Here is a 25423-nt window from a genome sequence, read left to right as displayed (position 1 = left end):
CCCCCAAGGAGGACTATCCATGAAGACTCAAACCACGCTTCGCCGCTTCACCCTCGGTGCCTGCGCTCTGGCGCTCGGCCTCGGCATGCTCCAGGCCCATGCCGGTGACGCGGCGCTATACGGGCCGAAAGCGCCCAAGGGCTCGGCCTTCGTCCGCGCCTACAACGCCGGCAATGCCGAGCTGGACGTCAATGTCGGCGAGGTGCAGCTCAAGCAGGTCGCGCCGCTGGGCTCCAGCGACTTCAAATTCCTCCCGGCCGGCAGCTACCAGGCCCAGGTCGGCAGCACGGCCCTGCCGGTGAAGCTGGAAGCCGCGCACTACTACACCCTGGTCAACCAGACCGGCGGCGCGCCGCGCCTGGTCGAAGAACCGGCCTTCACCAACAAGCAGAAAGCCATGCTGCGCGTACAGAACCTCAGCGACAGCAAGCTCAGCGTGAAGACCGCCGATGGCAAGACGCCAGTGGTTGCCGACGTGGCGCCGAACGGCCGTGGTGACCGCGAAATCAACCCGGTGAAAGTCGGCCTGGCGCTGTATGCCGGCGACAAGAAGATCACCGACCTCAAGCCGGTCACCCTCGAACGCGGCGAAGTGGTCAGCCTGTTCGTCACTGGCGGTCAGGGCAAGCTGTCGCCGGTGTGGGTCAAGCGCCCCATCGACGGTTGAGGCAACAGGTTTTCAGAACAAGGAAAACGGCGGGCACACGCCGCACCGACACGACACGGGCATCCATCTCGATCAACGGTTAAGGAGAGACACATCATGACCCCCATCATTCTTTCCGGTGGCAGCGGCTCCCGACTCTGGCCTCTTTCGCGCAAGCAGTACCCCAAGCAGTTCCTCGCCCTGACCGGCGAGAAAACCCTGTTCCAAGAGACCTTGCAGCGCCTTTCCATCGAGGGCATGCAGCCGCCGGTACTGGTGGCCAATCAGGAGCACCGCTTCATCGTCCAGGAGCAACTGGAGCAGATCGGCCAGCAGGCGCAACTGCTGCTGCTCGAACCCTTCGGTCGCAACACCGCGCCGGCCGTAGCCATGGCCGCGCTGCAACTGCTGGCCGAAGGCCGTGACGAGCTGATGCTGGTGCTGCCGGCCGACCATGTGCTGGATGATCAGCAAGCCTTCCGCCAGGCCCTGGCGCTGGCCACCGTGGCGGCCGAAAAGGGCGAGATGGTGCTGTTCGGCGTACCGGCCAGCCGCCCGGAAACCGGCTACGGCTACATTCGTGGCCAGGCTGACGGCGCCCTGCCCGAGGGCGTGGCGCGTGTTGCCAGCTTCGTCGAGAAGCCCGACGCCCAGCGCGCCACCGAGTACGTGAAGAGCGGCGATTACTACTGGAACAGCGGCATGTTCCTGTTCCGTGCCAGCCGCTTCCTCGAAGAGCTCAAGCACCACGACGTGGACATCTACGACACCTGCCTGCTGGCCCTGGAACGCAGCCAGCGCAAGGACGCCGAGATCGCCATCGACCAGGCCACCTTCGCCTGCTGCCCGGACAACTCCATCGACTACGCGGTGATGGAGAAGACCAACCGAGCCTGCGTGGTGCCGCTGACTGCCGGTTGGAACGACGTCGGTAGCTGGTCGTCGATCTGGGAAGTGCATGACAAGGACGCGGCGGGCAACGTCACCAAGGGCGACGTGGTGGTCGAGGACAGCCGCAACTGCCTGATCCACGGCAACGGCAAGCTGGTGTCGGTGCTTGGCCTGGACGACATCGTCGTGGTGGAAACCAAGGACGCCATGATGGTGGCGCACAAGGATCGCGTGCAGGACGTCAAGAAGCTGGTCGGCAAGCTCGACGCGCAAGGCCGCAGCGAGACCCAGAACCACTGCGAGGTCTACCGCCCCTGGGGCTCGTACGACTCGGTGGACATGGGTGGGCGCTTCCAGGTCAAGCACATCACCGTCAAGCCGGGTGCACAGCTCTCCTTGCAGATGCACCACCACCGCGCCGAACACTGGATCGTGGTATCCGGCACGGCCAAGGTGACCTGCGACGAGCGTGAGTTCCTGCTCACCGAAAACCAGTCCTGCTACATCCCGATGACCTCGGTTCACCGCCTGGCCAACCCGGGCAAGATCCCGCTGGAAATCATCGAAGTACAGTCCGGCACCTACCTGGGCGAGGACGACATCGAGCGCCTGGAAGACGTGTACGGCCGCAGCGATGCACTGGCTGCTGGCGCCGCCCACTGAGGTGTTCGTAGCCCGGATGCAAGCTGGGGCGATCTCGGCCCCGGATTGCATCCGGGCTACGTCCTGTCACAGCCTGCAACGGCACACGCGGTTACCCTGATTGGGGGCCTTGTGTAGGATGAGAGCAGACTTCGCAAAGGGCTGCTCTCATGCTGTTCGGTGCCGTACTGGCCATTACCTGGCTGATCCTGCTGATCCGTTATCCGACCAAGGCCCTGCCCGTATCGGCAGCCGCCCTGCTCGGCCTCGGCCTGGTCGCCTGCTGGGTGCTCTGGCAGGAAAGCCGCGACGCCCGCGATCTCGCCCACCTGGAACTGCGCATCCACTACGCACCGCAGCAATGCCCGGGCGACCGGCCACTGGCCGTCGAACTGAAGAACGGCAGCGATGCCGCCCTGCAGGAACTGCACTGGGAGGTCAGCGCCTACCGTCCCGGCACCAGCACCAACCTGGCCCAACGCCTCTACGAATCACCGCGCTACGACGGCCCCGGCGACCTGCTGCCCGGTGACAGCTGGCAGGATTGCCTGCCCCTGCCCGACCTGCGCAGCGGCTACCGTCCGAATACCCTGGAGTTTCGCGCCGAACGCCTGCAAGGCCGCTTCGCCCGTTAACCCGCGCTGACGCCTGCCAAGCTGATTCGTCCCCTACAAATGCGCTACGCCACCACGAACGGCTCGCATGAGCAGACTCGGGCAGCGTCCTCTGCGAGTGCTAAGCTGCACATCCATTCGCCTCAGGGAGCCCAGCCCAATGCCTCAACCCAGCGTCCTCATCACCGGCTGCTCCAGCGGCATCGGTCGCGCCCTGGCCGATGCCTTCAAGGCCGCCGGTTATGCCGTCTGGGCCACGGCGCGCAAGGAGGCGGATCTGGCTAATCTGCAGCAGGCCGGTTTCCACGCCGTACAGCTCGACGTGAACGACGCCAATGCCCTGCAGCAACTGGCCACACGCCTGAGCGAGGAAATCGGCGGCCTCGACGTACTGATCAACAACGCCGGTTACGGCGCCATGGGCCCGCTGCTCGACGGCGGCGTGGAGGCCATGCAGCGGCAGTTCGAAACCAACGTGTTTTCCATCGTCGGCGTCACCCGCGCCTTCTTTCCGCTGCTGCGCCGCAGCCGTGGCCTGGTGGTGAACATCGGCAGCGTCTCGGGCGTGCTGGTCACCCCCTTCGCTGGCGCCTACTGCGCGTCCAAGGCCGCCGTCCACGCCCTGAGCGATGCCCTGCGCATGGAACTGGCGCCCTTCGCCATCGAGGTGATGGAGGTACAGCCCGGCGCCATCGCCTCCAGCTTTGGCGCCAATGCCAGCCAACAGGCCGAGGCGCTGATCCGCCAGGACTCGCCCTGGTGGCCGCTGCGCGAAGGCATCCGCGCCCGCGCCAGCGCCTCGCAGGACAAGCCCACCCCGGCCAGCGACTTCGCCGCGCAACTATTGGCCGCCGTGCAACGCGACAAACGCCCACGCTTGCTGCGCCTGGGCAATGGCAGCCGCGCCCTGCCGCTGCTCGCCGCACTGCTGCCCAAGGCACTGCTCGAGCGGGTGCTGCGCAAGCGCTTCGGCCTGGCCCGTTCGCTATGAACGATTCCATGCAGTTGCGCTACTACGCCCTTGCCGGAGTGATTGCGGCGATAGCGCTAAACCTGCTGCTGCGCACCTTCGTACGTCTGGGCGGCGTGTTCACCACCCTGCTGATCGCCACCGCCATCGCCGCCGGCCTGGCACTGGTCTTTCACTGGAGAGTCGGGCGCGCGCCGAGCAATGCCGAGCGCTGGCGCTTCACCCTGCTCTATGGCGGCGTGCTCGGGCTGCTCTACTTGGGGTTGCTGGGCATGATGTACATGCAGGACACGCCCAGCCCCATGGGCCTTCTGTTGTTTAGCCTGCATTACCTCTGCTACCCGGTGCTGGCCTGGCTGGCGTTTTCGCCACGCCATGGCCGGCACGGCTGACGCGGCATCAACCGAACCAAGCCCTGGCAACGACTAGCCGTCGCTCAATGCCCGTCGAGGTAACGCTCGACATCCAGCGCGGCCATGCAACCGGCCCCCGCCGAGGTAATGGCCTGGCGATACACCGAATCGGCCACGTCGCCGGCAGCGAATACGCCGGGGATGTTGGTGGCCGTGGCATTGCCGTCGCGCCCACCGTTGACCACCAGGTAGCCGTCCTTCAGCGCCAGCTGGCCCTCGAACAGGCTGGTATTGGGCGTGTGACCGATGGCCACGAACAAACCCTCCACCTTCAGCTCGCGATAGGCACCGCCGTATTGCTTGAGGCGTACACCGGTGACGCCGCTGGCATCGCCCAGCACTTCGTCGACCTCGGCATTGAGCTGCAGCTCGATTTTGCCCTCGGCGACCCGCGCCTGCAGCTTGTTCTGCAGGATCTTCTCGGCACGGAAGGCATTGCGCCGGTGAATCAGGGTGACCTTGCTGGCGATGTTGGACAGGTACAACGCTTCCTCGACGGCAGTATTGCCGCCGCCAACCACCGCCACTTCGCGGCCGCGATAAAAGAAACCATCACACGTGGCGCAAGCCGACACGCCACGCCCCATGAATGCCTCTTCGCTGGGCAAGCCGAGATAGCGGGCACTAGCACCGGTGGCGATGATCAGCGCATCACAGCTGTAACGGCCGCTGTCACCGACCAGGGTGAAGGGCTTGCCCGCCAGATCCACAGCTGTGATGTGGTCGAAGACGACCTCCGTCTCGAAGCGCTCGGCGTGTTCCTGCATGCGTTGCATCAACGCCGGGCCGGTCAGCCCATGCGGGTCGCCCGGCCAGTTGTCCACTTCGGTGGTGGTGGTCAGTTGGCCGCCGGCCTGCATGCCGGTGATCAACAGCGGTTTCAGGTTGGCGCGCGCGGCATAGACCGCAGCGCTGTAACCGGCAGGCCCGGAACCCAGGATGATGACGCGCGCGTGGCGAGCGATGGCCATGAAACTACTCCTCGCCAGCCTGCTGGGCCGGCATCGACGAGAATGGCCGCTGGCCATCCTCACGTCGCAAGGCGACGAAATAAAAGGGAGCTCTCGAAGCACTAGGGGAAGGCTTGGAAGGATGAGAGCCCCGTGAAAACGAGACCGGGCGCAAGGCTATCCGGGCGGTTCCGGGCTGGGAAATATGCATTGCCAATTCGCGGCATAGAGCCACCCTATCGGCGCGACACCATGCGCTGAACTTTCGCCCTGCCGGGGAAGTCGGTATGGTCGCGCCAAATCGTCATCCAGGAGGCCATCATGCCCGCCGCTCCCGTTCTGTCCGGCCCGCAATACCTGCGCGAAGGCCTCAAGCTGGTGCTCAGCCCCGGCCTGCGCCTGTTCGTGCTGTTGCCGCTGGCGGTCAACCTGATCCTGTTCGCCCTGCTGATCGGCTTCGCGCTCAGCGAGTTCAGCGGCTGGGTCGATACCTTCATGCCGACCCTGCCGAGCTGGCTGAGCTTTCTGCAATACATCCTCTGGCCGTTGTTCGTGGTGCTGGTGCTGCTGATGGTGTTCTTCACCTTCACCCTGCTGGCCAACATCATCGCCGCGCCGTTCAACGGTTTTCTCGCCGAGAAGGTGGAAGTCGTCGTGCGCGGCGAGGATCACTTCCCGCCGTTCAGCGTCGCCGAACTGACCGCCATGGTGCCGCGCACCCTCAGCCGGGAGATGCGCAAGCTGGCCTACTTCCTGCCCCGCGCCCTCGCCCTGCTGATCCTCAGTTTCATCCCGGTGGTGAACCTGGTCGCCGCACCGCTGTGGCTGCTGTTCGGCGTGTGGATGATGGCCGTGCAATATATCGACTACCCGGCAGACAACAACAAGATGAGCTGGCCGGACATGCTCGCCTGGCTGCGCGAGAAGCGCTGGCAGAGCATGAGCTTCGGCGGCATCACCTACCTGGCTCTGCTGGTGCCGGGGCTGAACATCTTGATGATGCCGGCCGCCGTGGCCGGTGCGACCTTGTTCTGGGTGCGCGAGCGCGGCTAGTCGCGCTCGTCACGAAGACGCAACACAAGCGTCACAGACCTTACATCGCACAGGCAGAGACTGCGTTCATGAACGCATCGTCTCTGCATATCGCGCTGATCAGTGAAACCTTCCCGCCGGAAGTCAACGGCGTGGCCAACACCCTCGGCCGTCTGGTCGAGGGCCTGCGTGGGCGCGGCCATCGTGTGCAGCTGGTGCGCCCCCGGCAAAGCACCGACACGGCGGCGCAACCCGACCCGCAATTGCTGCTCACCCGTGGCTGGCCGCTACCCGGCTACCCCGGCCTGCAATGGGGCCAGACCTCGCTGCACAAGCTGCTGCGGCGCTGGAAAAGACAGCGCCCCGATGTGCTCTACATCGCCACCGAAGGCCCGCTTGGTTTCTCTGCGCTACGCGCCGCACGGCGCCTGGCGATTCCGGTGGTCAGCGGCTTTCACACCAACTTCCAGCAGTACACCGGCCACTACGGCATCGGCCTGCTGACGCGGGCGATGACCAACTACCTGCGCTGGTTCCACAACCGTACGCAGCTGACCCTGGTACCCAGCGTCGGGCAGAAGGTAGACCTGGAGCGTCGCGAGTTCGAGCGCCTGGCCCTGCTTGCCCGTGGCGTCGACAGCCAGCTGTTCCACCCCCGCAAACGCAGTGATGAGCTGCGCGCCAGTTGGGGGCTCGGCGCAGATGACCTGGCGGTGCTGCATGTCGGCCGCCTGGCGGCGGAGAAGAATCTCGGGCTGCTGATCAAGGCTTTCCGTCAGTTACAGGGAAGCTATCCGCAACGGCGCATGCGCCTGATCCTGGTCGGCGACGGCCCGTTGCGTGCCAGCCTCCAGGCGCAACTGCCCGACGCCGCGTTTTGCGGTCTGCAGCGCGGGGAAGAGTTGGCCAGACACTACGCCTCGGGGGATCTGTTCCTGTTCCCAAGTCTGTCGGAAACCTTCGGCAACGTGGTGCTGGAGGCCCTGGCCTCGAGCCTCGGCGTGGTGGCCTTCGATCAGGCCGCAGCGGCTCAGCATATACACCACGGTCACAATGGTCTGGTCGCTCGCCCCGGCGATGAAGCTGGCTTCTGCGAGGCGGCTTGTCAGGCTCTGGCAGACGCGGAAATGCTGCGGCGGATACGCCTGAACGCACGGCGCCACGCCAGCCACCTGAGCTGGGACGGCATCGTCACCCAGTTCGAGACTCACCTGCGCAGCGCCATGCAACCTCAGGCGCAACTCGGCGCCCACGCGGAGCTTGCCCGTAGGGCGGGTGAAACCCGCCACTGAGACCATCTGGCGGGTTTCACTCGCCCTACGGAGCCACGTAGCAGCAGGCATAAAAAAGCCCCGATGTGCCGGGGCTAGAAAAATGGGGCGCCGAATCGCGGCACCCGATAGAAGCGGGCTCAGACCAGCGTGGTCAGCGCATCGCGGCTGAACGGCAGAATGTCCTGCTCGCGGCCTTCACGCACCTTCAGCGCCCAATCCGGGTCGACCAGCAGCGCACGGCCCACGGCGACCAGGTCGAACTCCTCCTTGTTCAGGCGCTCGAGCAGGTTTTCCAGGCTGGCCGGCTCGGCCACCTTGTCGGTCTTGACCATGAACTGCAGAAACTCGCCATCCAGGCCGACACTGCCGACGGTGATGGTCGGCTTGCCGGTGAGCTTGCGCGTCCAGCCAGCCAGGTTGAGGTCGCTGCCTTCGAACTCCGGCTCCCAGAAGCGGCGTGTCGAGCAGTGGAAGATGTCCACGCCAGCCTCGGACAGCGGCTTGAGGAAGGCCTCCAGTTGTTCCGGGGTCTGCACAAGGCGCGCGGTGTAGTCCTGCTGCTTCCACTGCGAGTAACGCAGGATGATCGGGAAGTCCGGGCCGACTGCGGCGCGCACCGCCCGGATCAGCTCGATGGCGAAACGCGAACGCGCCGCCAGGTCGCCACCATAGCCATCGGTGCGCTGGTTGCTGCCTTCCCAGAAGAACTGGTCGATCAGGTAGCCGTGGGCGCCGTGGATCTCCACGCCGTCCATGCCGATGGCCTTGGCGTCGCGCGCGGCCTGGGCGAAGGCGGCGATCACCTCATCGATATCGGCCTGGGTCATGCCATGCACAACCACCTGGCCATCTTTGACCTTCTCCATCGGGCCATAGCCGGGCACGCTGGCATCCGGCTCGGTGCCCAGCTTGCGCACGTTGCCCACATGCCAGAGCTGCGGGACGATCTTGCCGCCCTCGGCATGTACGGCGTCAACCACCTGCTTCCAGCCGGCCAGGGCATCCTCGCCGTAGAAACGCGGCACGTTCGGGTAGCCGTTGGCAGCCTTGTGGCCGACGGTGGTGCCCTCAGTGACGATCAGGCCTACACCTGCGGCTGCACGGCGACGGTAGTACTCGACGACCTGGGCGTTGGGCACGCCACCGGGCGAGAAGGAGCGGGTCATCGGCGCCATGACCACACGGGTCGGCAGCTCCAGGTTACCGAGGCGGAACGGGGCGAACAGGGCTTGAACGGGAGCGCTCATCATCTTTCCTCTGGGGTTGAACGGTTAATCAGGCCTGCAGCAAACGCTCCAGGCGGGTGACGAAAGCGTGCAGCGGCTGCAGGTTGCGACCGACCTTGAGGCGGGCCAACACGCCCTGCCAGGCGTCGCTGATAAAGGTGGCGAGGTTGCCGCAGTCCTCGTCGGCCGGCAGTTCGCCGGCGGCCTGCGCCTGCTCCAGGCAGCCACGCAGGATGTCCACCGAGGCCTGCTGGATAGCGGCAACTTCGGCGCCGATCGCCGGCAGCATCTCACTCATCTCGAAACTCAGGCTGCCGATGAAGCAGTGGTACTGCGGCGTCTCCTGCCGAGCGAAGTGCGCCAGCAGGTCGCGGTAGTAAGCGAGGATGCGTGCACGCGGGCTCAGCGCCGGATCATTCAGCGCCTGGGCATAACGCGCCAGCCGCGGCCGATAGATGAAAGCCAGCGCCTGCAGAGCGAAGTCTTCCTTGCTGGCGAAGTAGTGATAGAAGCTGCCCTTGGGAATCCCGGCCGCCTGGACGATCTCCAGCACGCCGGTGCCGTGGTAACCGCGCCGGGTCATCACCGCCGAGCCTTTGCTGAGGATCAGGTCGCGCTTGTCGAGTCGAATGCTGTTCATGGCGCCGAGCATATGACCGGTCGTCTCGCTCGGCACAGCACTATTGATAAGCGTGATTAAAGGCCAAAACCCGTAGGGCGGGTGCAACCCGCCGCTAGTCGATCTGGCGGGTTTCACCCGCCCTACTTCAAGCTCAGGGCTGCAGCCAGATCAGCGAGGCGAAACGCCCGGTGCGGGCGCTGCGACGGTAGGAATAGAAACGCGGGTCGTTATAGGTGCACAGGCCACCGCCGCTGACGGCGGTTACGTCGATGGCGGCCAGACGAATACGCGCCAGTTGGTAGATATCGGCCATGAACTTGCCGGCGTTGACGCTAGGCACGAACGCCGCGGTAGCCTCGGCATGCTGTTGCACGAAGGCCTCGCGCACTTCGCCACCCACTTCGAACGCCGTCGGGCCGATGGCCGGGCCGAGCCAGACCAGCAGCTCCTGCGGCGCTACATCCAGCGCCTTGACGGTCGCCTCCAGCACCCCACCAGCCAACCCGCGCCAACCGGCATGAGCTGCTGCCACGCGGGTACCGGCACGGTCACAGAACAGCGCTGGCAGGCAGTCGGCAGTCATTGCCGTGCAGGCGATACCGGGCGTGGACGTCCAGTTACCGTCGGCTTCGATGACGGTCGCCGGATCGGCCTCAGCCACCACGATGCCGTGCACCTGACGCAGCCAGGCGGGTTGGCAGCCGAGCGTATCGACCAGGTGTTGACGATTGCTCGTCACTGCTGCCGGATCGTCGTCGATATGGTCGCCCAGATTGAAGCTGTCGAACGGTGCAACGCTGACACCACCGCTGCGCGTGGTAACGCAGGCGCGCACGTTGGCCGGCGCGGGCCAGTCGGGCGTCAGCCAGTCGTGGGCACTCACCCGACGAAGGCCTCGCGATCCTGACGCAGCAGGGTCAGCAGCCAGACCAGATCGTCCGGTAGCGGCGATTCCCACTTCATGCGCTGGCCGGTGGCCGGATGCTCGAGTTCGAGAAAACGGGCATGCAGGGCCTGACGCGGAAATTCCTTGAGGCTCTGCACCAGGCTCTGGCTGGCTGCGGGCGGGATGCGGAAACGCCCGGCGTAGACCGGATCGCCCACCAGCGGGTAGCCGACATGGGTCATGTGCACACGAATCTGGTGAGTACGCCCGGTTTCCAGCTTGACCCGCACATGGGTGTGCGAGCGGTAGCGCTCGAGCACGCGGTAATGACTGACCGCCGGCTTGCCGCCGTCGGTCACCGCCATGCGCTGGCGCTGGCTGGAACTGCGGCCGATAGGCGCGTTGATGGTGCCGCCGGCGGTGATCACGCCAATGCATATGCATTCATAGATACGGCTGACGGTACGCTTCTGCAGTTGCTCGACCAGATTGGTCTGAGCCTGCAGGGTCTTGGCGACCACCATCAGGCCGGTGGTGTCTTTGTCCAGACGATGGACGATGCCGGCACGCGGTACGTTGATGATGTCCGGCACGTGATGCAGCAGAGCATTGAGCAAGGTGCCGTCGGCATGCCCGGCGGCCGGGTGCACGACCAGACCGGCAGGTTTGTCGATCACCAGCAGGTGCTCGTCCTCGTAGACGATGTTCAGCTCGATGTCCTGTGCGATCCATTCGCCCTGGGCTTCCTGCTCGGCATCGAGCACCAGCTTCGAGCCGGCATGCACGGTGTCGCGCGGGCGCGCTACTTCGCCGTCGACGGTCAGGCGGCCGTCCTTGATCCAGGCGGAAAGACGCGAACGAGAGAACTCGTCGAACAATTGTGCGGCGACCTGATCGAGGCGCTGGCCGCCCAGTTCGAACGGCACTTCGGCCTGGAGTTGGATGGGCTGTTTAATCGTGGAAGTCATCTTCGGCAACGGCGGGTGCCCGGCCTTTGGTTTCGGCGACGGGCTTGTGGTTAAATACGGCGTCTTTGCCCCAGGGGTTTCCAGGGGGCGCTCATCATAACAGGACGGCCCTGCAGCCGTCACAGGGACGCAAGCCGCTATGCAAGTGAAACACCTGCTGCTGATCGCCATCCTCGCCCTTACCGCCGCCTGCTCTTCCAAGCAGCCGGAGGTCGATGAAAACCTCAGCGAGGCGGAGCTGTACCAGCAGGCCCAGGCCGACCTGGACAGCCGTAGCTATACCCAGGCCGTCGCCAAGCTCAAGGCGCTGGAGTCGCGTTACCCCTTCGGCCGTTATGCCGAGCAGGCGCAGCTGGAACTGATCTACGCCTACTACAAGAACGTCGAGCCGGAGGCTGCCAAGTCCTCGGCTGAGCGTTTCATCCGTCTGCACCCGCAGCATGCCAACGTCGACTACGCCTACTACCTCAAGGGCCTGGCCTCGTTCGATCAGGATCGCGGCCTGCTGGCGCGCTTCCTGCCGCTGGACATGACCAAGCGTGACCCGGGCGCGGCGCGCGACTCCTACAACGAGTTCGCCCAGCTCACCAGCCGCTACCCGACCAGCCGCTACGCGCCGGATGCCAAGCAGCGGATGATCTACCTGCGCAACCTGCTGGCTGCCTACGAAGTGCATGTCGCCCACTACTACCTGACCCGCCAGGCCTACGTCGCCGCGGCCAACCGTGGCCGCTACGTGGTAGAGAACTTCCAGGAAACTCCGGCGGTCGGTGACGGCCTGGCGATCATGACCGAGGCTTACCAGCACCTGGCGCTGAATGACCTGGCGGCCACCAGCCTGGAAACCCTCAAACTCAACTACCCGGATCACCCGAGCCTGCAGGACGGCCAGTTCGTCCCGCTGCAAGAGGAAGACGACAACCGCTCCTGGCTGGCCAAGGCCACCCTCGGCCTGCTCGATACCGAAGCGCCGCTGCCGCCGGGCGAGACCCGCGCCAACCAGGACGTGATCCGCCAGTACGAAGATGCCGTGCAGCAGATCCCGCGCGAGCTGCAGCAGGACGCCAAGACCGGCGAGACCGAGAAGAAGCGCTCGTTCTGGAGCTACCTGACCTTCGGCCTGTTCGACTGACCGAAGGCATCAGCACAAAAAAGGAGGCCACGGCCTCCTTTTTTGTGCCTGCGAACTGCGCAGTACGTGCCATTTAGCCACTGTGCCGACGGCGTGGGCTTGGCTAAACTGCCAGCCTCAATCACGAAGAAGAGTGCACCATGGGTCTGTTTCGCCTGCTGTTCTGGATCGCCATCATCTGCGCTGCGGTCTGGGTCTGGCGTCGCTACATCAGCGCACCGAAGGCTGCCAGGCAATCCTCCCGGCAGCAGGACGCCGCGCCCATGGTGCGTTGCGACCACTGCGGCGTGCACGTTCCTCAGGCCCAGGCGCTGAAACAGGATCAGCGCTGGTTCTGCAGCCAGGCGCACCTCGAACAAGGCACGCAATCCGGTGATCGCTGATACGACCACCGCCCTCGACAGCACGCCTGCACGGCGGATTCTCCGGCTTTACAACTTCTACCGGCTCAGCATCGGCCTGGCGCTGGTGCTGCTGATTTCCAGCAAGCTCGACGAGCAGTTTCTGGACGTCGTGCATATCGAGCTGTTCCGCACTGGCAGCTGGATCTACCTGATCCTCAACATCTTCATCGCCGTACTGGTGCACAGGCCCAAGCACCTGGTGCAGTTGTTCAGCCTGGCGCTGGTCGACGTGATCTTCCTATCGGCGCTGTTCTACGCCGCTGGCGGTACGCCCAGCGGCATCGGCAACCTGCTGGTGGTTGCCGTCGCCATCGCCAACATCCTCCTGCGCGGACGCATCGGCCTGCTGATCGCGGCGATCACCGCCATTGCCCTGATCTTCACCACCTTCTACCTGAGCCTGCATTACCCGGCAGCCTCCAGCCAGTTCGTGCAGGCCGGCGCGCTGGGGGCACTGTGCTTTGCCGGCGCGCTGTTCATTCAGGGCATTACCCGCCGCCTGCGCCTGAGCGAGACGCTGGCCGAACAGCGCGCCGCCGACGTGGCCAACCTGGAAGAACTCAACACGCAGATCATCCAGCGCATGCGCACCGGCATCCTGGTGCTCGATACCCAGCACCGCGTGCTGCTGGCCAACCAGGGCGCGACACAACTGCTCGGGCGCGGCGAGCTGAGCGGCAAGATCATCGATCCGCATTGCCCGGAGCTGGTCAAGCGCCTGCAGCAATGGCTGCACAACCCGACCCTGCGCCCGGAGAATCTGCAAGCCCAGGCGGATGGCCCAATCCTGCAACCCAGCTTCATTTCCCTGCAGCGCGGCGAGGCGCAGCACACGCTGGTGTTCCTCGACGATATCTCGCAGATCGCCCAGCAGGCGCAGCAACTCAAGCTTGCCTCCCTCGGCCGCCTCACCGCCGGCATCGCCCACGAGATTCGCAACCCGCTGGGCGCCATCAGCCACGCTGCCCAGTTGCTGCAGGAGTCCGAAGACCTGCAAGGCCCGGATCAGCGCCTGGCGCAGATCATCCAGGATCACTCCAAACGCATGAACCTGGTGATCGAAAACGTCCTGCAGCTTTCCCGCCGTCGCCAGGCCGAGCCGCAGTTGCTCGACCTCAAGTACTGGCTGCATCGCTTCGCCAGCGAGTTTCGCAGCTCGGCCCCCGCCGACCGCCAGCTCCACCTGGAGGCACGCGGCGGCGGATTGCAGACTCGGATGGATCCGCACCAGCTCAATCAGGTGCTGACCAACCTGGTACAGAATGGCCTGCGCTACAGTGCCCAGAAGCACCGGTTTGGCCAGGTCTGGCTGCGCCTGTTCCGCGATGCGGAAAGCGATCTGCCCGTGCTGGAGATTCTCGACGACGGCCCTGGCGTGCCGCCGGAGCAGGAGCAGCATATCTTCGAGCCCTTCTACACCACGGAAAACAAGGGCACCGGCCTTGGCTTGTACATCTCGCGCGAGCTGTGCGAGAGCAACCAGGCCCGCCTCGATTACAAACCCCGCGAAGAAGGCGGCAGTTGCTTCCGCATCACCTTCGCCCATCCGCGCAAGCTGAGTTGAGCATGAACCGCCAGAGAGCCCTGATCGTCGACGACGAGCCCGATATCCGCGAACTGCTGGAAATCACCCTCGGCCGCATGAAGCTGGATACCCGCAGCGCGCGCAACGTCAAGGAAGCGCGCGAATGGCTGGCGCGTGAACCTTTCGATCTGTGCCTGACCGACATGCGCCTGCCGGACGGCACCGGCCTCGACCTGGTGCAGCACATCCAGCAGCGCCACCCGCAGGTACCGGTGGCGATGATCACCGCCTACGGCAGCCTGGATACGGCGATCAACGCCCTCAAAGCCGGCGCGTTCGACTTCGTGACCAAGCCGGTGGATCTCGGCCGCCTGCGCGAACTGGTCGCCGCCGCCATGCGCCTGCGCACGCCGGAAGACCAGGACGTGCCGGTCGACAGCCGCCTGCTCGGTGACTCTCCGCCCATGAAGTCGCTGCGCAAGCAAATCCAGAAACTCGCCCGTAGCCAGGCGCCGGTCTACATCAGCGGTGAATCGGGCAGCGGCAAGGAGCTGGTAGCGCGCCTGATCCACGAGCAGGGGCCGCGTGCCGAGCGCCCTTTCGTACCAGTCAACTGCGGCGCGATTCCGTCCGAGCTGATGGAAAGCGAATTCTTCGGCCACAAGAAAGGCAGCTTTACCGGCGCCATCGAAGACAAGCAGGGGCTGTTCCAGGCAGCCAATGGCGGCACCCTGTTCCTCGACGAAGTCGCCGACCTGCCGCTGCCCATGCAGGTGAAGCTGCTGCGCGCGATTCAGGAAAAGGCCGTGCGCGCCGTTGGCGGCCAGCAGGAAGTGGTGGTCGACGTACGCATCCTCTGCGCCACGCACAAGGATCTGGCCGCCGAAGTCGCTGCCGGCCGCTTCCGCCAGGATCTCTACTACCGCCTCAACGTAATCGAATTACGTGTGCCGCCGCTGCGTGAACGTCGCGAAGACATCGCCCAACTGGCAGAAGTCATGCTCGCGCGCCTGGCCGACGCGCCCGGCCTGACTGCCGCGAAACTGCACCCCGAGGCGCTGGAGAAGCTGAAGAACTACCGCTTCCCCGGCAACGTGCGCGAGCTGGAGAACATGCTCGAGCGTGCCTATACCCTCTGCGAAGACGACCAGATCACGCCCAATGATCTGCGCCTGGCCGATGCCAGCGGCCTGGGTAATGAAGGCGGTGAAGCAAGCCTTGCGCAGATCGACAACCTCGAGGACTATCTCGAAGACATCGAACGCAAGCTGATCATGCAGGCCCTGGAGGAAACCCGCTGGAACCGCACGGCCGCCGCCCAACGCCTGGGCCTGACCTTCCGCTCGATGCGCTATCGCCTGAAGAAGCTGGGTATCGACTGAAATGCTGCGCCAGCGGCAGTCGCTGGCGCTGCCGCGCAGCTAACCCAGGCGATTGCCCGGCGCATAAGGCGCCGGATCGATGATCGGCTCGCTCTCCAGCATCAGATCGACCAGCAACTGGCAGGAGGCCGGGGCAAGCACCAGGCCATTGCGGAAATGCCCGCAGTTGAGCCACAGGCCCGGATGAGATGGCAGCTCGCCGATAAAGGGGATGCCTTCCGGCGAGCCCGGGCGCAATCCCGCCCAATGCCCGACCACCTGAGCACCGGCGAGCGCCGGCAAAAGCTCCTCGGCGGAAGCCTTGAGGCTCTCCAGCGCAGTGTCGGTCGGCGTCTTGTCGAACCCGGCATATTCCAGCGTACTGCCGACGAGAATATGGCCATCCCTGCGCGGAATCGCATAGCGCCCCTTGGCCAGCACCATGCTCGGCAGAAAGTCCTCGGCGCACTTGTACAGGATCATCTGCCCTTTTACCGGCTCGACGGGTAGCTGCAGACCAAGCGTCTTCAGCAACTCGCCACTCCAGGCTCCAGCAGCCAGCACCACCCGCTCGGCGCGAATCAACTCAGTGCCGGCGGTGACGCCACGGATACGACCGTCCTCGCGGATGAAACCGGTCACTGGGCAGTGCTCACGAATCTCGACGTTCGGCATAGCGGCAAGCGCCGCACGCAACGCCTTGACCAGACGAGGGTTGCGCACATTGGCCACACCCGGCATATGAATGGCGCGCGCGAACCCCGCACCGAGCACCGGAACCTGGCGATATACCGACGCGATATCCGCCGAATGCAGATCCCGCCCTTCACGCTCGGCCCAGCTCAACGCCTCGGCTTCATCATCCAGATCCAGCCAGTGCAACCCGGTGACATGCACCTCGGGATCGAGCCCCGTCTGCGCCAGCAAGCGCTGTCCGAACCCGGGGTAGAAATCCTGCGACCAATGCGCCAAGGCCGTCACTGCCGCGCTGTAACGCCAGGGATAGAGCGGCGAAACGATACCGCCACCGGCCCAGGAAGACTCGCGGCCGGCCTCGCCGGCTTCAAGCACGGTGACTGACATACCTTGCCGAGCCAGGAGCATGGCAGACAGCAGACCAATGGCGCCTCCGCCAACCAAAACGACATCTCTAAGCAACACCCGTTTCCCCCAGAAAAATTGACAGCGCCCTATCAGGGTCTAAAACCAAAGAAGCGGTCAGGAAGGCCGTGGATCATACGCGCAGAGGAAGCCCCCGTGAAAAAGCACGTCCAAAACGCCCTAACCTTGCATGAGCTTCTAATAGCACTCGCCGTACTGAGTATCTTGATCAGCCTGATCCCCCCCTCTTATGGCTACTTGGTCGAGCAAAGTCGAGCCGAGAGCATTCGCAACGAATTGATAGCATTTCTCAATCACGCACGAACGCAAGCGATCACTGAACGAAACACCCACGTTCTTTGTGGCTCCAGTAACGGAGAGAAATGTGATGGGGGGTGGCAACATCACTGGCTGTTGATTCGCCTCAAAGATCAGCAACTGGTCAGAAGTTTCACCCCTGATCGTCAATACAAACTCTGTTGGCGGGGCTTTGGGGGGCAGAACGTCATATTCAGAGCCAATGGCATGACCAGCGCCAGCAACGGCAGCTTCACTTTTTGTCATCACGAGATGCACTGGCAACTTACCCTCAACCGCCAAGGACGGCTGAAAAAGGAGGATGCCGAACCTGGCTCAGCTTGCTGTCAGACCGATCATACCGACAGCTGAACCAGTCATCCCGAGAGAAAGGACATGCGCCAACATGAGCGGCAGTATTTAGCTGCCCTTTACCATTCAGAAGCCATGTCATGCCCATCACTCTGGCGAATCCATGCAAGCATTCCACTTGCCTACCATCACGACAGAGAGGATTCACCCTGATCGAACTCATGATCATCGTGACCTTGCTCGGCGTGTTCGCGATGATCGCTTTACCGAGCTTCACCCAATTCATTGCCAACAACCGCACTCAGTCGGTCAACAATGAACTGCTCTCCCTGCTTCAGTTCGCCCGGAGTGCTGCTGCCGAACAACGCACCCTCATCAAAGTCTGCCAAGAGGATGGAGAATGGCGCGTCAAGACGGATTGCACATCTGATGAAGTGTTGCGAAGCATGGCGGTACCGTCTGAAGTCAGCATCAGCGCCAGCACGAGCGAGCTGACTTTCCGTTACAACGGCAGTGGAACCGAAGCGACCTTTATCACCTGCAAAGGTGATGATGCCGCCAACGGCTACACCATCCATGTCACCCCTAGCGGTAGCACGCGCACCTGGCCCCGGGGCAAGAGTGGTTCTCAAGCCAGTGATCAGATGAGCACATGCACCTACTCGCAACCAGAGGAAACCTCCGATGAAGCGCAGAGCTGAACACGGCTTCAGCATGATCGAAGTCCTGGTGACATTGCTCCTCATAAGCGTAGGTGTGCTTGGTATGGTTGCGCTGCAGACCCGTACCATTCAGTACACACAGGACTCAGCTCAACGCAATGTCGCCATGACACTGGCCAACGACCTGGCTGAAATGATGCGGGCCATGCCAACGGGGTTGCCGGCTTCGTCAGGCTTTTACAAGGCAGCAGCAGCAGACTTCCCAGAAAAACCGTCAACTTGTTTCCCCTTGCCGGCCAATGCATCAGGACAGTTGGGCTGCTGGGCGGACAAGGTTGCGAAGATGCTTCCAGTAGGTGCTCTGAGCGAAGACGACGAAAGCCTGCTGAAAAGTGATTTTCACATCTGCCGCACGAGTGCAGCAGGCACTTGTAACAACAGTGGCAATGCTGTCGAGATACAGATCGCCTGGCATGCCAAATCAGGCGAATGCCTGAATGCGGACGGAACCAGTTCGACAGTTTGCTACTACCGCCTGCGGACTCAGATATAAGGTGCCGAAATGAATTACCAACGCACGCAAGCAGGCTTGTCGCTGGTCGAACTCATGGTTGCACTCGCAATCAGCAGCTTCCTCATATTGGGTGTTACCCAGATCTATATCGATAACAAGCGCAGTTACTCCTTCCAACAGAATCAGACCGAAAACCTGGAGGCAGGTCGCTATGCGCTTTTGATGCTGCAACAGGAGCTAACCAAGGCAGGTTATCGTCGCCGTCCAGACGAGCAACCGGAAAGTGCTTTCCCGGCCCCCTCCGAAACGAATTTGGCGAGCTGTGGGACATTCGCAGCAGGCGTAACAGTCAAACGGACGGCGTTGGACTCTATCTGCATTCGTTATCAGCCTCGCGATCATCTGGAGCGCAACTGCCTTGGTGATCTGCCAGCGACAGCGACGGCTTTGGAAGCAGGGCCTTATACCAGTGCGAATGAGATCGTCGTTGAGCGGCTTTTTTTCGAGAAAGACGCCAATAGCCTATCAGGCACCCTCAAATGCACACGGGTTCATACCAATCTGGCAGGTGCAGTTCTCGACGGACGCACAGCTCAGACAGGCGAACTGGTCTCCGGGCTTGTCGACCTGCGCTACGAGTTCGGCGTAGGCAGTGCTGCTGACCCTCGTAATATCAGTCAATACACGACAGCCGCGACGAACCTTCCCATTCTGGCCGTACGCTATACCGCACTGATGCGTAGCTCTGGCGCAAATCTTAGAGAATCGGTTGCCGTGGGCGATGCCCTCAATCATTGGCAGGCACTGACTGGCCTGGCGAACAGCGACAGCGTGGTTACTGCACTAAAAGCAGATGATAAAGGCCAACTCTATCAAGTTTCGCAAAGTACCGTGATGTTAAGGAATCTAATGCCATGATGCCCCACCGACTTCCCCATAAAGAACGCGGCGCTGCACTTTTCATTGCATTGATCATGCTGCTGGTCATCACCCTATTGGCGCTCTCAGGCGCCCGTGAAACCGCATTGGAAAGCCGGATCACCGGCAATATGGCAGAGCAGCAAAAGCTTGTGAACTATGGAGAAGCAGCGCTCCGACAAGGCGAAGGTCTTCTCACTACACCGTTAAAGCCTCGCGAGCAGAATAACTGCACAGGCAGTTACTGCTTTTTGAACAGTCAACCAGCCTATCTTCAAAGCTTCACCACTTCTCTAAGTTACACACCAGTAACGGGAGAAAGTGGCCTGCAGATAAAATGGTATGCAGTAGCAGCCCCTTCAGGCGCCACGCAAGGCCAGGCGGAAAACCCTGAGTACGGCAATATGATGCTGGGTATCGGCACCTTCCGTTACGAAATCAATGCGAAAGCCGGAAATACCGAAAACGGGCAAAACGCCAATCTTCGATCCACCACTGCCAAAGTATTCAACTGAAGGTAAATCATAATGCGAACTCATGCACTCCTTCAGGTCAGCGCACTGACATTGTCAATACTAGCCACTCCAGCATTCGCAGCAGGCGGAGCAAACAATCCCGCGCAGACGCCACTATTCGTAAGCCGAGCTACTCCTCCCCTCAATATGCTGGTCATGGGGCGCGACCATAAACTTTATTACGAAGCCTACAACGATGCCTCCGATCTCAATGGCGATGGCATCATCGATGTCGGCTACAAAGGATATCTTGGTAGCACCCAAGGGGGCATCGACTACTTCGGCTACTTCAACTCCAACGTTTGCTATACCTATACAGATGGAACGTTTGTACCGACAGCTTTGGCAACGAACAAGCGCTGCAGCGGGCAGTGGAGTGGTGACTACCTTAACTATCTGACCACCTCGCGCATGGATGCACTGCGCAAAGTGCTTTATGGCGGTTTCCGTGTAACGGACACGGAGAGTAGGACCCTTCTACAGGGCGCTTACATTCCTCGCGATGCCCATGCATGGGGTAAGGAATACAACTCCACTGATGGCTACAACATCACAGATTTCACACCCCTCTCTCAGCCCGCAACAGGTTATCACCATATGTTCGCGGTGGTATCCAAGACTCAAGATACGGGCATTCCACAATTACGTGTTCTTACCAATACAACCTTCCGAGTCTGGAACTGGGTGTCAAAAGAGCGCCCTGTGGCTATGGACGAGTGCGTCACCAGCACAGGTGGCACGGCGAACTGCACATCCGGGGGCCCGTCTCCGGCAGGCTGGGTGCTGGTTCCAGCAAACGTTCTAAGCAATGTCACGGTAACGACATGGAAGGATAGCGTTGCTAGCCCCAATAACAAAGCTGAAATGGATTCGCTCTTCACGAATAACAGTGGCAACCCCAGACGTTGTGGAAGCGGCCCGGCCACACAGATATTCAAAGACAGGGATGGCAACCCTTTCAATGGTAACGGATGTAATGATGATAACTACCACACCACGATTACAGCGACACTGACCCCTCCAAGCACCGGAAACTATACGTTCGCAGTGGATGGTGACGATGCTGTCGACGTACAGATAGGGAGCACCTTAGTAGCCTCTTGGTACGGGGGCCATGCCAATAATAACTCTGACGGTTCACTTAACCAGCACTCAGGAAGCATTGCCCTTATAGGGGGACAAAGTTACCAAGTAACTTTCCGTCATGAAGAGGGAACTGGCGGCGACAAATGGGGGCTCTACTGGAAGTTGCCAGCTGCTGCCACCAGCACACTAACGGACTACAATGTACGCGTTGAAGTTTGCCCAACAGGCAGTCAGACATTAAGAGACAGCACTTGCAAAATTTATGGCAGTGGTGCCGTTAAGCCTACAGGCATTCTTCATGACTTTGGCGAAACCAACAGAATGCATTTTGGCTTGCTGACTGGCTCTTATGAAAAGAGCATGAGCGGCGGTATCTTGCGCGCCAACATGGGCAGTTTCACCCGCGAAGTGGATCCTTATACCGGACAATTTTGCTCCTCTGATGCCAGTTATTGCTCGAACCCGATAAATAATCCATCGCCGCAGCGTAACGGAATTGTTGCGACCATCAACAAATTACGCATCTATAGCTTCAATTATGGCAGCAACACTTACAGTTGCGACTGGATCACGACCCGACCGCTCGCTCAAAGTGACAACTGCTACATGTGGGGTAACCCTGTAGGCGAAATGATGTATGAGACGCTACGCTATTTTTCTGGCGCAAGCGCTCCAACTTCCTTGTACAACTACACTGGCACCAGCGGCGCCGATCAGACATTGGGGCTGGATAAACCTGCGTGGGTTGCGCCTTACAGCACAAGTGGCGGCAACTACCCTGCCTGCTCGCTCCCGGCGATGACTGTCATCAGTGATATCAACCCGTCCTACGACTACAAACTGCCAGGAGGAAAATCCAGCTGGCAGGCCAATGGCGAAGCATTCTCGAACTCAAATGACCCCACCTCCATTCAGGGTTTGAATGCCTCGACTGAAACTAATGCAATTGGCGTGGCAGAAGGCTTGGTCGGTAAGAGCGTATTCATTGGCGAGTCCAATGGCGTTTCCGATAACGCACCAACGGCCAAGACCATCACCGACTTGGCCACCCTTCGTGGGCTAGCTCCAGAGGAACCAAGTAAGCAAGGTACTTATTACTCAGCCGGCGTTGCCCGCTTTGCCGCCAGAAACGTGATCGGCGGCAGCCGGATGTTGCAGACCTATGCCGTTGCACTTGCCTCACCTCTGCCTCAGATCAATTTCCCCGTAGGTAACAGTCGCATCACCTTGGTACCCTTCGCCAAATCAGTGGGTGGTAGCGGTATTAGTAATACAGCTGAGTTTCAGCCGACCAACCAGATTGTCGATTTCTACGTTCAACAGATTGCGAATACTGATCCAGACGGCAGTGATCGAGACACGTCGGTCAATGGCGGACGCCCTTATGCGGTTTTCCGGATCAACTACGAAGACGTCGAGCAAGGCGCTGACCATGACATGGATGCCATTGCGCTCTATACCTTGTCCGTCACTGCCAACGATCAACTTCAGGTCAACTTAGTCTCCGAATATGCGGCTGGCGGTATGCAGCAACATATGGGCTATGTTATTTCCGGCACCGGAGCACAAACGGATGGCATCTACCTTGAGATATGCGACCTGAGAGACAGAACCGCCAACAACGGCAACAGAGCCAGTTGTGACGGACAAACCCGCTATCGCCTCAATACTCCACCGGGACGCCCAGCTGGTTGGTGCGTTGCCAATACCAGCAGTTCGGAATGTGAAGGGCTTCCGCCAACCGCATCGCGCACGTTCACTCCCTCTGCCAGTGCAAGCAACGCGGTACTCCTGAAGAGCCCGCTGTGGTATGCCGCCAAATACGGCATGCCAGGTCGTGATACCACCAAGATCACCGGCGATCCTGACAACTATTTCCTGGTCACCAATGCCCTGACCCTGAGAGAGCAGTTGACCAAGGCCTTCAATAACCTTGAGCAGTCGAACAACTCGGTAACCAGCCCTGCCGTTTCTGTCGCCGGTAACGAAGCCTCCGACGATCTTTATATCTATCGCACCGATTACAGGATCAATACGTGGAGCGGTGACCTGATCAAGGAACAACTCGACAGAAGCACTGGCACAAGGAGCCGTTTGTGGAGTGCCAGCTCGCAATTGTCAGCCTCTGGACGAACCATTCGGATGTCGACTGCAAATGGGACAGGCCTTCAGGAACTGACCTGGAACAACCTGGCGAGCCGGGAAGCGGTAAATAATGCCGGCCAACGCGTCAACCTTCAGGCTGCCATGGCAACTGATCTGGCCACGGGCACTCCTGCTACGATGACCAATGGCACCATGAGCACCGCCAACCAGACACTTGGGCAGAACAGACTGGACTTCGTAAAAGGTACTGCGAATGCCAACTTCCGAGCCCGGGACTCGTTGCTCGGAGACATCATCAATTCCAACCCCATCGTCGTCGGTGGAGCCCAGTATCTTGCCTATCTGGCTGACAGCATCGAGCCAAGCGGTAACTACGGAAACTTCGCGACTGCCCAGGCGAGTCGTAGCAAGCGCATCTATGTTGGCGCCAACGACGGCATGCTGCATGCGTTCAATGATAGTGGCGAAGAACAGTTCGCCTTCGTGCCCACAGCCGTCATCCCTGAGCTCTATCGACTCACCTCACCCAACTACAATGAACAGGGGGCCGCTCACAAGTTCTACGTCGATGGCACTCCGGTGGTTCGTGATGTCTACATCGATAACCAATGGCGCACTGTGTTAGTCGGCACACTGCGTGCTGGTGGACGCGCTCTATTCGCCTTGGATATCACGGATCCTGCGAATATCTCTCTGCTCTGGGAGTTCAATGTCGGCCAAGACATCCCTGCCGGTTCACCTGCCAACACGCCCAGCGACATGGGTTACAGCTTCCCCACTCCCACTATTGCCAAGCTGCACAGCGGTCAATGGGCTGTAGTCACTGGCAACGGTTATGACAGCGACAGTGGTCGAGCTGTACTGATGTTGATCGATATCGCTACAGGCAATTTGATCAAGAAAATTCCTACCGCAGATGCGGATACCAATAATGGTCTTTCCACTGTTCGGGTAGCCGACAATAACAGTGATGGCTACGCTGACTATGTCTATGCAGGAGACCTGAAAGGCAATCTGTGGCGCTTCGACCTGATCGACAATGCAGGAACCAATGCAGATGGCACGGCGCGCAATCCGCTGAGCCATACGTCCAATATTGCCGTGAGTAACTTCAAGGTGTCCTACGGTGGTAGCCCACTGTTTACGGCTCGCACAGGCACGGATCAGGTACAGCCCATTACGGCACCGCCCTCGTTAGTCCGTCACCCCAGCATGAATGGTTACATAATCATGTTTGGTACAGGCCGCTACTTCCGGGAGGCGGATAAATCCAGAGAGGAAAATGCCGTCATTCAGACGATCTACGGAATCTGGGATCAGAAAACGACCGGGCAAGCTACGGCCAGTAGCGACGCTCCCAGCATTTCACGTTCGAATCTGCAAGGGCAGTCCTTGACGAGCACTACTGCAACCTTCCAAAACGGCCAAACGACCATCAGCCGCACAGTAAGAACATTGAGTGATACAGCGGTGACATGGCGTAACGGGAGCACTGGGAAATATGGGTGGTATCTGGACTTGGTCGTCGGAGGTACAGCCGAAGGTGAACGTATCGTCAACGAGATGGCCGCAAGGGGCCAGGTGCTGTTCCTCAGCACACTGACACCTTCCAGCGACCCGTGCGCTGCAGGGCTGGTCGGTCGCAACTATGGCATCAACCCCTATACTGGGGGACGCACCAACTTTGCGGTTTTCGACTTCAACAACGACGGTGTCGTCAACGCAAGCGATAACTACAATGGCCAGAGCGTTTCAGGCTTCGAGAGCCCTGCTGGCGGGTTTACCCTCAGCGGTGACAAGTTCTTCACCACCGATGGTGCATCGGTAAATATCAATTTTGGCCCTAGCGTATCGGGTCGGCAAAGTTGGCAAATTCTCCCGGAGAAAGATTGATGAAAGCTCGATCTGCAGCAGGTTTTACCTTGCTGGAAGTCATGATCACGGTCGTGATCATTGGCATCCTTGCAGCCATCGCGTACCCAAGCTACCAAGAATACGTGTTACGCAGTAATCGTGCAGAAGGGATGGCGATGCTGAATGACGCCGCGGCTCGCCAGGAGCGTTATTATGCTCAGACCAACGCCTATATCACGGCAACAGATGACATAGGCAAGTTGGGGCTCTCCAGCAGCAGCTCGCAAACGGGCAAATACAGCCTCAGCGTCGGAAGCGGTGGTGGCGGCTACACATTGACAGCCACCCCACAAGGCGCGCAGGCAAACGATACGAAGTGCGGAAATCTGACACTCAATGCCCAAGGAACAAAAGGCAAGAGTGGTAGCAGTAGCACAAACGACTGCTGGCGTTAATTGACCAAAGCCGGTTTATAGCTGCACGCCAAGTGCCCAAAAAAGAC

General features: G+C 61.1%; 24 protein-coding genes. 18 read left to right on the top strand and 6 right to left on the bottom strand.

Features of this window, described 5'->3' with window-relative positions:
• Positions 1-19: 19 nt before the first annotated feature.
• The 5 genes from ACODS1_RS10475 (at position 20) to ACODS1_RS10455 (ending at position 4155) form a co-directional block, all read left to right on the top strand.
• Positions 20-667, top strand: coding sequence for an alginate O-acetyltransferase AlgF (locus tag ACODS1_RS10475; RefSeq protein ID WP_489085600.1), 648 nt, complete (start codon positions 20-22; stop codon positions 665-667).
• A 96-nt stretch (positions 668-763) separates the two neighbouring features.
• Complete coding sequence (locus tag ACODS1_RS10470; protein ID WP_489085599.1) at positions 764-2200, top strand: mannose-1-phosphate guanylyltransferase/mannose-6-phosphate isomerase; 1437 nt, start codon at positions 764-766, stop codon at positions 2198-2200.
• A 149-nt stretch (positions 2201-2349) separates the two neighbouring features.
• Entirely contained in the window at positions 2350-2814 is a 465-nt protein-coding gene (locus ACODS1_RS10465; RefSeq protein WP_489085598.1) for a multidrug transporter, read from the top strand.
• A 139-nt stretch (positions 2815-2953) separates the two neighbouring features.
• Positions 2954-3784: an SDR family oxidoreductase gene (locus ACODS1_RS10460; protein ID WP_489085597.1), complete on the top strand. Its 831-nt coding sequence runs from the start codon at positions 2954-2956 to the stop codon at positions 3782-3784.
• Positions 3781-4155 carry a hypothetical protein gene (locus ACODS1_RS10455; RefSeq protein ID WP_489085596.1) on the top strand — a complete coding sequence of 125 codons (375 nt, stop codon included), beginning with the start codon at positions 3781-3783 and terminating at the stop codon, positions 4153-4155. Before ACODS1_RS10460 ends, ACODS1_RS10455 begins: the two co-directional genes overlap by 4 nt.
• A 44-nt stretch (positions 4156-4199) precedes the next feature.
• On the opposite strand, the gene trxB is transcribed toward ACODS1_RS10455, so the two are convergent.
• Positions 4200-5147 (bottom strand): thioredoxin-disulfide reductase, encoded by a 948-nt coding sequence (gene trxB / locus ACODS1_RS10450; protein ID WP_322980408.1) that lies wholly within the window; start codon positions 5145-5147, stop codon positions 4200-4202.
• A gap of 300 nt (positions 5148-5447) precedes the next feature.
• Between trxB and cysZ the strand changes: the two genes are divergently transcribed.
• Positions 5448-6179, top strand: a complete 732-nt coding sequence (gene cysZ, locus ACODS1_RS10445; protein WP_489085595.1) for a sulfate transporter CysZ — start codon at positions 5448-5450, stop codon at positions 6177-6179.
• Positions 6180-6247: 68 nt separating this feature from the next.
• Positions 6248-7450 (top strand): glycosyltransferase family 4 protein, encoded by a 1203-nt coding sequence (locus tag ACODS1_RS10440; RefSeq protein ID WP_489085594.1) that lies wholly within the window; start codon positions 6248-6250, stop codon positions 7448-7450.
• A gap of 119 nt (positions 7451-7569) precedes the next feature.
• On the opposite strand, the gene ACODS1_RS10435 is transcribed toward ACODS1_RS10440, so the two are convergent.
• The 4 genes from ACODS1_RS10435 to rluD all read right to left on the bottom strand — a co-directional run bounded on the left by ACODS1_RS10435 (position 7570) and on the right by rluD (position 11134).
• Positions 7570-8679, bottom strand: coding sequence for an NADH:flavin oxidoreductase (locus tag ACODS1_RS10435; protein WP_489085593.1), 1110 nt, complete (start codon positions 8677-8679; stop codon positions 7570-7572).
• 28 nt (positions 8680-8707) lie between these two features.
• A complete protein-coding gene (locus ACODS1_RS10430) occupies positions 8708-9298 on the bottom strand; it encodes a TetR/AcrR family transcriptional regulator (protein ID WP_322980412.1) in 591 nt (196 codons plus the stop codon).
• A gap of 133 nt (positions 9299-9431) precedes the next feature.
• On the bottom strand, positions 9432-10163 hold the full coding sequence (gene pgeF, locus ACODS1_RS10425; RefSeq protein WP_489085592.1) for a peptidoglycan editing factor PgeF: 732 nt from the start codon (positions 10161-10163) through the stop codon (positions 9432-9434).
• The gene (gene rluD, locus ACODS1_RS10420; protein WP_489085591.1) at positions 10160-11134 is read right to left on the bottom strand and encodes a 23S rRNA pseudouridine(1911/1915/1917) synthase RluD; all 975 of its coding nucleotides are present in this window, start codon (positions 11132-11134) and stop codon (positions 10160-10162) included. The genes pgeF and rluD overlap by 4 nt, the downstream gene beginning before the upstream one ends.
• A 139-nt stretch (positions 11135-11273) precedes the next feature.
• Between rluD and ACODS1_RS10415 the strand changes: the two genes are divergently transcribed.
• The 4 genes from ACODS1_RS10415 to ACODS1_RS10400 all read left to right on the top strand — a co-directional run bounded on the left by ACODS1_RS10415 (position 11274) and on the right by ACODS1_RS10400 (position 15577).
• On the top strand, positions 11274-12266 hold the full coding sequence (locus tag ACODS1_RS10415; protein WP_489085590.1) for an outer membrane protein assembly factor BamD: 993 nt from the start codon (positions 11274-11276) through the stop codon (positions 12264-12266).
• A gap of 140 nt (positions 12267-12406) precedes the next feature.
• On the top strand, positions 12407-12649 hold the full coding sequence (locus ACODS1_RS10410; protein WP_489085589.1) for a PP0621 family protein: 243 nt from the start codon (positions 12407-12409) through the stop codon (positions 12647-12649).
• Entirely contained in the window at positions 12639-14234 is a 1596-nt protein-coding gene (locus tag ACODS1_RS10405) for a sensor histidine kinase (protein ID WP_489085588.1), read from the top strand. The genes ACODS1_RS10410 and ACODS1_RS10405 overlap by 11 nt, the downstream gene beginning before the upstream one ends.
• A gap of 2 nt (positions 14235-14236) precedes the next feature.
• Positions 14237-15577 (top strand): sigma-54-dependent transcriptional regulator, encoded by a 1341-nt coding sequence (locus ACODS1_RS10400; protein WP_489085587.1) that lies wholly within the window; start codon positions 14237-14239, stop codon positions 15575-15577.
• Positions 15578-15616: 39 nt separating this feature from the next.
• Here ACODS1_RS10400 and thiO read toward each other — a convergent pair whose 3' ends face one another.
• The gene (gene thiO / locus ACODS1_RS10395; protein WP_489085626.1) at positions 15617-16714 is read right to left on the bottom strand and encodes a glycine oxidase ThiO; all 1098 of its coding nucleotides are present in this window, start codon (positions 16712-16714) and stop codon (positions 15617-15619) included.
• 99 nt (positions 16715-16813) lie between these two features.
• Between thiO and ACODS1_RS10390 the strand changes: the two genes are divergently transcribed.
• The 7 genes from ACODS1_RS10390 to ACODS1_RS10360 all read left to right on the top strand — a co-directional run bounded on the left by ACODS1_RS10390 (position 16814) and on the right by ACODS1_RS10360 (position 25376).
• The gene (locus tag ACODS1_RS10390) at positions 16814-17326 is read left to right on the top strand and encodes a GspH/FimT family pseudopilin (RefSeq protein ID WP_489085586.1); all 513 of its coding nucleotides are present in this window, start codon (positions 16814-16816) and stop codon (positions 17324-17326) included.
• A gap of 80 nt (positions 17327-17406) precedes the next feature.
• Complete coding sequence (locus ACODS1_RS10385) at positions 17407-17967, top strand: GspH/FimT family pseudopilin (RefSeq protein ID WP_489085585.1); 561 nt, start codon at positions 17407-17409, stop codon at positions 17965-17967.
• On the top strand, positions 17951-18481 hold the full coding sequence (gene pilV, locus ACODS1_RS10380; protein WP_489085584.1) for a type IV pilus modification protein PilV: 531 nt from the start codon (positions 17951-17953) through the stop codon (positions 18479-18481). The genes ACODS1_RS10385 and pilV overlap by 17 nt, the downstream gene beginning before the upstream one ends.
• A gap of 9 nt (positions 18482-18490) precedes the next feature.
• Entirely contained in the window at positions 18491-19360 is an 870-nt protein-coding gene (locus ACODS1_RS10375) for a PilW family protein (RefSeq protein WP_489085583.1), read from the top strand.
• Positions 19357-19875: a pilus assembly PilX family protein gene (locus tag ACODS1_RS10370; RefSeq protein WP_489085582.1), complete on the top strand. Its 519-nt coding sequence runs from the start codon at positions 19357-19359 to the stop codon at positions 19873-19875. Before ACODS1_RS10375 ends, ACODS1_RS10370 begins: the two co-directional genes overlap by 4 nt.
• A 12-nt stretch (positions 19876-19887) precedes the next feature.
• On the top strand, positions 19888-24960 hold the full coding sequence (locus tag ACODS1_RS10365) for a PilC/PilY family type IV pilus protein (RefSeq protein ID WP_489085581.1): 5073 nt from the start codon (positions 19888-19890) through the stop codon (positions 24958-24960).
• Positions 24960-25376 (top strand): type IV pilin protein, encoded by a 417-nt coding sequence (locus ACODS1_RS10360; protein WP_489085580.1) that lies wholly within the window; start codon positions 24960-24962, stop codon positions 25374-25376. The genes ACODS1_RS10365 and ACODS1_RS10360 overlap by 1 nt, the downstream gene beginning before the upstream one ends.
• Positions 25377-25423 lie beyond the last annotated feature (47 nt).

It is taken from the genome of Pseudomonas sp. FG29, from assembly GCF_057809355.1.
This window is presented reverse-complemented; position numbering and strand designations above follow the sequence as displayed.